This window comes from Corynebacterium sp. ACRPS (genome assembly GCF_022346005.1).
GTDB lineage: Bacteria > Actinomycetota > Actinomycetes > Mycobacteriales > Mycobacteriaceae > Corynebacterium.
Window position 1 is genome coordinate 22,345 of the sequence record NZ_JAKRMY010000021.1, and the last position, 6,138, is coordinate 28,482.

A 6,138-nucleotide genomic window follows, 5' to 3' on the forward strand; every position below is an offset into this window, starting at 1 on the left:
GTTAGTCCTTCTTTCCAGCAGGAACGGCGAGTTTAACGGCGATGGAGACGGCCTTTTCAAGCGGGCCTTGGCCCAGGAATTTCCGCCAGATGGTGGCAAGCACGAGGAATAGGCCAATAAATGCCCACGCCCACGCGGTGTTGTGCAGTGAGATGTGGCTTTGCCAGTAATAAGCGGAAAGCACGTGCAAGACATAGACGGTCAGGGACATCGTGCCCATTGCGGCCAAGGGGTAGACGAGCTTGGGTACTGCGCTGCCGATGAGCAGACACAGGTGCAGCACCACGGCTGCCACTGCAACGGAGAGCAGGATTTCGCCCGCGACACCGGTGTGGCCGGTAAAGCGCAGCCAGCTGGGAATATCCGGCTCGAAGCGGAAGTAGGTGCCAACCGCGGCAATCACCGCGCTGACCGCGGTAACAATCCACTGCAGCACCGTCCGGAAGCTACCTGGGCGGATGTAGACCTCAAAGAGCAGCATGCCGGCGATGAAATACGCGATCCATGCCAGCAGCGGATAGACCTGCGGCAGGGTAAACGGCGCGTAGTGCACGGTTGAGGCGATGGCGGCGACGAAGAAGAGGGCCAGCTTCCACCACACGTTCAGCGGTGGCACCCAGGAGACCACCATCATGGTGATACCCATGGCAACGAGCACGACCTGAATCTGCCCGCCAACCGGCAGCAGCGCCAGTCCGATAAGCGTAATGATGGCGCCACGGGCAATCAGGCGCAGCAGCGTCTGTACGGAATAGTTCTTGCCGATGAGCATCATCGTCACGCCGGCGACAATGGCAAATAGGGCGGCCGGAAGGCCCGACAATATGACCTTGGTGCTCCATACCAACGAGGCCATGTGCAAAATAATCATGCCAATAATGGCAAGTGAACGAGCCAAATCCAGCCCAACGATGCGCGATGATGTACTCACCTAGCACTCTCCTTCACGATGTGATGGGACGCAGCGGTCTTCACTACGGCCCATGTTTTTAACGACTCTCTTTTTCTACAACGCGAGTCTGGTAGGTTGCTGTATCAACACTTTACATGCCCTGTACCTTATAAATGCCGTTATTGGCCTGGTCAATCCTGCAATCCCACTTTCCCGCAACCGCACACGATCGCACCCAATTTCGCGGCGGCAACACACTCCGGAGAGCCCACCGCAGCGCGCATCATTGCCAACTGCGCGCATTTAATTCACCCCAGAAACCCGCACCTACCTGCCATTTTGCTATAGATAGCCTATTGCCCTCTCCATACCTAAACCCTGATAATTTCTTTCCTGCCAGAACGCTTCCTGGCACCTATGAAAAGCGCTCAAACTGCCTGGCAAATGGTCACGAAGTTGGGTCACTCTTCGTTTCTCCTCCCTAAATCAGCCGAGGTTGCGTCCACTAGTGTGGTGTATCTGTAACCCGTGGTAGGGCCTGACCCCAGAAAGTGGAGACACCACGCTTTCGGACGCAACCTACAGGGAGAGGAGCTTGAGGTTTGGAAAATTAAGACCTCAAAAATCGGGCCCCCAATAAACAACCGAGCCAAAAACAACTAACCGGATTACTCTCGCTTACGGAAGTTATGGGCCCTGCGCCAGACTGCGTAAGTTCCCGCAAGAAAAATAACCGCAAAAACTCCGGCAACCTTAAAATAAAATAAGCCGTTTTCTAGCCTGCGGAAGATGTCTGACGATGAGGTAGAATCCGTCTCGGCCAAGGTCTTAGCAACATATATCGCATTCAACCCGCCGATAACATAACCGAGACAGAGCAACAGTGATACACAAATCGCAATCTTTAACAGAACCCCTAAGGATGAATTGCGTGACACTGTTCTCCTTTATATTCTCCCATTACAAATAGACGTGCACATTCGGCATTGCCCTTAACTTCAAAATTTGAAATCCTCCATCGTGCGCATGACCGAAGGAGCAATCGTTGTGAGTTTTACCTTTGCGCGTCACATGGATCCCGTTTTCGTCCCTGTTTTGGCAGTTTCCACCAAAGACGGTTTTGAGCCCTTCTTGTCCCCCTATACTGTTTCCGCTTGAGCCATTCCGGACGAGGCAGGAAGTAGCAGCCGAGAAGACAAAAGAGAAGCGGCAGTTTTTAATGTTTTGTTTATAACTTTCCTTTCCGTACGCGACGACTTACTTAAAGTAACATAAATTGACACTCTTGGTAACGATTGTCATCATCCCGATCCTGGCACCCATTACTGGTGTTAGCAGTTCGGGCCCGACCCCAGATGATGGACACTGCGAGACTCGGGCCTTTTGCCGTTTAACCCGCCTCTTGAGTTCAGAGGGTCGTTGCAACACTTTCCCTTAGGAGGGTGTTGTTGTGCCTGGAGTTGTTGGCCCGTTTCATTCGTTGTCTGAGTCGGATCGTCGTAGCTTGGTGGCCATGGTTGGCAGTGGACGTAGCGTTCGCTCGGCTGCTGGTGAGCTTGGTGTTAGCGGACATGAAAAACTGACCGGAGGCGGACATGAAAAAGTCCGCCTATGGCCATGAGAAACTGACCAGTGGCGGACACGACGGGGGTGGGGCGTGTTCGAAGGGTTGTCTTAGCCGGACGGGGTGTGTATGCGAACTATGCCCTATGGGTTAGCGCTTTGTTGTGGCGTCGATGTAGCGCTGGGATTCTCCTTCGGTTTGGATGACGATGGCGTGGTGCATTAGCCGGTCGATGGCGGCGTTGATCTGTGTGGGGCGTACCTGCGGCATGAGGTCGGCGAACCGTGACGGATGCGAGTTCGAGGTAATCGCCAGCGAGGTGTGCTGGTAGGTCGCTTCAATAAGCGCGAGGAATCCGTTGGCTTCAGCGACGGTAACGTCGAAGTATCCCACGTCGTCAAGGATGACTAAGTCCAGTTTGGCGAGTTTCGAAAAGCCTTTATGCGGGTCCAAGTCCGCAGCGTGCCGGTTAATGAGCTGGCCGAGGTTCTTCATTGTGAGCCACTTGACCTTCTTGCCGCGTTTAATCAGCTCGACTGCAAGTGCTTCGGTGAGCATGGATTTGCCAGTGCCTTGTGGCCCGCACAAAACGAGGTTGTCGTGGCGGTCCACCCAGTCTAGGGCTTTGAGGTGTTCTTGGCGTTCTACTGGGATGGTAGACCTGGCTGGGTCCCACGCGGCGAAACTTACCCCGGTAGGAAGTCCAGCATTTTTACGCCTGGTGACTAGCGCTGACTTGGCCCTGCTGAGTGCTTCTGCTTCGACAATGGTGCCTAGAAATTCTTCCAGGCGCCGGCGGTGAGCGTCATTGTCACATGATTGAAGGTAGTCAATGGCGGCACTTTTAAGCCCGGGTACTCGAAGCCTGGTTAGTTGTGCGGCAAGCCCTGCGGGAAGCTGGTAGTTGGGTGCGCTCATTTAGAACCATGCCTCCTCGTGCTCGTCGGCCTCGTGGTGTGAGGTCTCAGGTGGTGTGGGTGTGTAGAACCCGTCCCAGGAGTTCGAGGCATGTTCGATGGTTTCAGGTTCTGGGCCCTCGATATTAAAGGCCGTGCCGATTTTGGCAGCTAGGGCGTTGACTGGGTAGTTATCTGCCATGGCTTCGATATCGGTGCTGGTGATAAGGCCCGCGTCGATCGCGGCGCGAGCGATGTCATCAGCGAACCACTTCCCGCGCGTAGCGGCCAGCGTGACGAACAAACTCATGGTGTGTTTGATTTGCGGTGCGTGGTGGGCAACCCCGAAGCGCAGCCACGCTTCGGCACCGGGTCCGATGGCAAGGAAGTCTTTTTCTAGTTTCGAGCGAGGATTGACCTTGTAGTGGCCAGGCTCAGGCCGCTGGAAGGAGAAATGGTTCGGGTCAATCCGGCTGTCGCCGCGGACTCCTTTGACATGGCGTGCGACTTCTTCCACCCCGTCGATGTCGTGGAAGTAGATTACGACCTCATTGACGTCTGGGCTGGATTGTTCTGTGATGTAGACTTGCCGGCCCATGAGTTCTTCAGGCACTGAGTACACCGCGTGCTGGTAGGTGATCATGGGCGTATTCGCCGGCACTTTCCGCAGTTCACCGAAGACACTAGGATGCGTGTCCACAGGCAGTGGGCCGAGGTGTTTAGCTTCGACTTCACGCAGTACTTCTGCAGGAACAAGCCCGGTTGTACGGTGTGGTCGGGCGTTGATCTTGTCCATAAATGCCTGGCATGCTGCTTCGAGCTGGCCGAAGGTCTCGTAGGCGTCCACGAGATTCGTATCGCGGGGAAGGATGTCGTCTTTGGCTAGGCGTACGGCGTATTCGACTCCGCCTTTCGTGGCAGGGTCTGCCGGTGCACAGAATTGGATACTAACGCGGTAGTGCGACATGAACGATTCCATTGTCGGATTGAACTCCGGCAGGCTTGCGTGACGGCCTACAACTACGGTTTTCTCATTATCCGTGAGCACAAAGTCGGGTACTCCGCCGATAGCCCGAAAGCACCGGTCTAAGGCAGCGAGTACGGTAGTCATCTTTCGGTTACGCAGGGCAAAGACGACGCGGAATCGCGAGTAGGCAACCCAGGCAACAAACAGCACGGTCTTCTTGCCATCGACTACTGGGCCGTCGCCGAAGTCGTACTGGAGCCATTTGCCTGGTGCGGTTACCCAAGGCTGGTGTGCGCGCCGCGATGACGAGAGGCGGTATTCCTGTTTGAGTGTCGCGACGATGCGACGCGTGGTGCGCTGGCTTCCTTCAAAACCACGGTCCAGCAAAGCCTCGTGGACCACGTCGGCGCGGATCTTTCCGCCCGAGTTGGTGATCAGTTCCTTGATGAATCCACGGTGCGCATCCGTAATCGACGGACGTGGCCCACGCGCTGGCGGTGCGTCAGCGTGAGCGCGCACCACGCGTAGAACCGTGTTGTGCGAGACGTTGAGCTCGTCGGCGACAGCACGCGCATTTTTTAAAATGGCGTAGCGAGCCAGAATTTTCTGGCTTCTTCTGGAAGACTGCATAAAGGGTCTTCATCCTTTCGATAGATATGTCCGGCTAGACACTTCTATCGAACACTGGATGAAGACCCCCTTTGTTTTCTACCCCCGGATAAAAACTCCCCAAACCCCTAAATCCCGTGTCCGCCACTGGTCAACTTTTCATGTCCGCCAACACTTGGCTGTCATTACGTGCATGCTTTGAATTTTTGCCATGCTCACGGAGTGCCAGTCATATATAAAGCCAAACGAGTTGATCGCCGCGGTAGCCAGGCTTTACAGCTTGTAGAACTAGTTCAAGGCGGACTTTCGGTACACCAAGCCGCCAAAACGTGTGGAATGCATCCCACCGCTGCGTATGCTGTTGCTATAGAAGCCGGGTGCATATCCGGCAGTGTGGCGGAGTTTGAGCGTTCGATTATTCGTGAGCGTCAGGCCGAAGGTATTGCCAAGGCGAAAGCCCGCGGTGTCTATAAGGGGTGTGCGAAAGTCCTCGACGAGGAACAAGTAGCGCTGGCGCGCACGTGGGTGAGGGAGGGGATTCCGAAAGCAGAGGTTGCCCGCCGCCTCGACATTGGGCGCACCACACTGTATAAGTACCTCAACCAGTAAGGCCTGACGCACCCCGCAATACCGGTTGCTATAGGTATTGCTATGCCGGTTGCTATTTGTAGGGAACGGCCTACGACGTCAGGGAGGTGACCGATGGGTAGACACTCATTGGATACGTCCGGTCGCAAAAGAAAAGACCTTGACGTCACGAAGCTTAAGCGGCTCGATGTGGCAATCAAGGTCATAGCACTTGTGACCGTAACGGTGAAGCTAGTTAACGCCTTGCTTCACTTGGGTCTTTAGGTCCGATAACCTCAACCAACTTGGACCTTGGTTGGGGTTATTTTATTGTCCCAGACCGACCGTGTACGCGACAATCAGGCTGACTATACCTATCCTAGATATTCTTGAGCATTAGCAGGAAACAACTCCATCAAACCTTGCTCTGTGGTTCAACCAGCTGCCGAAGTGATGATCGTGCGTTGCGTGAGGTTCGAGATATACGCATTCAGAATCTTTGCCGAAAGCGATTAAGACTTTTGAGGTTACCCTCGTTTAGTGGACACCCGATTAGTGCGGATCTTGTGTCCGTAAGAGAGGATGTTCATTGTGAGTCAACAACGCCAGAAATACACACCTGAGTATCGACGCGAAGCCGCGA

General features: G+C 54.6%; 4 protein-coding genes. 1 reads left to right on the forward strand and 3 read right to left on the reverse strand.

What is annotated here, in order from left to right; all coding sequences use genetic code 11:
• Position 1: 1 nt before the first annotated feature.
• From MHX65_RS10565 to istA, 3 genes are all read right to left on the reverse strand, one after another.
• Positions 2-931, reverse strand: a complete 930-nt coding sequence (locus tag MHX65_RS10565; RefSeq protein ID WP_239270033.1) for a DUF418 domain-containing protein — start codon at positions 929-931, stop codon at positions 2-4.
• Between the two features lie 1,675 nt (positions 932-2,606).
• On the reverse strand, positions 2,607-3,374 hold the full coding sequence (locus MHX65_RS10570) for an ATP-binding protein (protein ID WP_239270034.1): 768 nt from the start codon (positions 3,372-3,374) through the stop codon (positions 2,607-2,609).
• Entirely contained in the window at positions 3,375-4,949 is a 1,575-nt protein-coding gene (istA, locus tag MHX65_RS10575) for an IS21 family transposase (protein ID WP_239275835.1), read from the reverse strand.
• Positions 4,950-5,117: 168 nt separating this feature from the next.
• On the opposite strand from istA, the gene MHX65_RS10580 reads away from it, so the two are divergent.
• The gene (locus MHX65_RS10580; RefSeq protein WP_349819922.1) at positions 5,118-5,537 is read left to right on the forward strand and encodes a helix-turn-helix domain-containing protein; all 420 of its coding nucleotides are present in this window, start codon (positions 5,118-5,120) and stop codon (positions 5,535-5,537) included.
• Positions 5,538-6,138 lie beyond the last annotated feature (601 nt).

Excerpts from the sequence above, each read along its gene's own strand:
- MHX65_RS10570 (WP_239270034.1), bottom strand. The coding sequence starts at position 3,374 with ATGAGCGCACCCAACTACCAGCTTCCCGCAGGGCTTGCCGCACAACTA.
- istA (WP_239275835.1), bottom strand. The coding sequence starts at position 4,949 with ATGCAGTCTTCCAGAAGAAGCCAGAAAATTCTGGCTCGCTACGCCATT.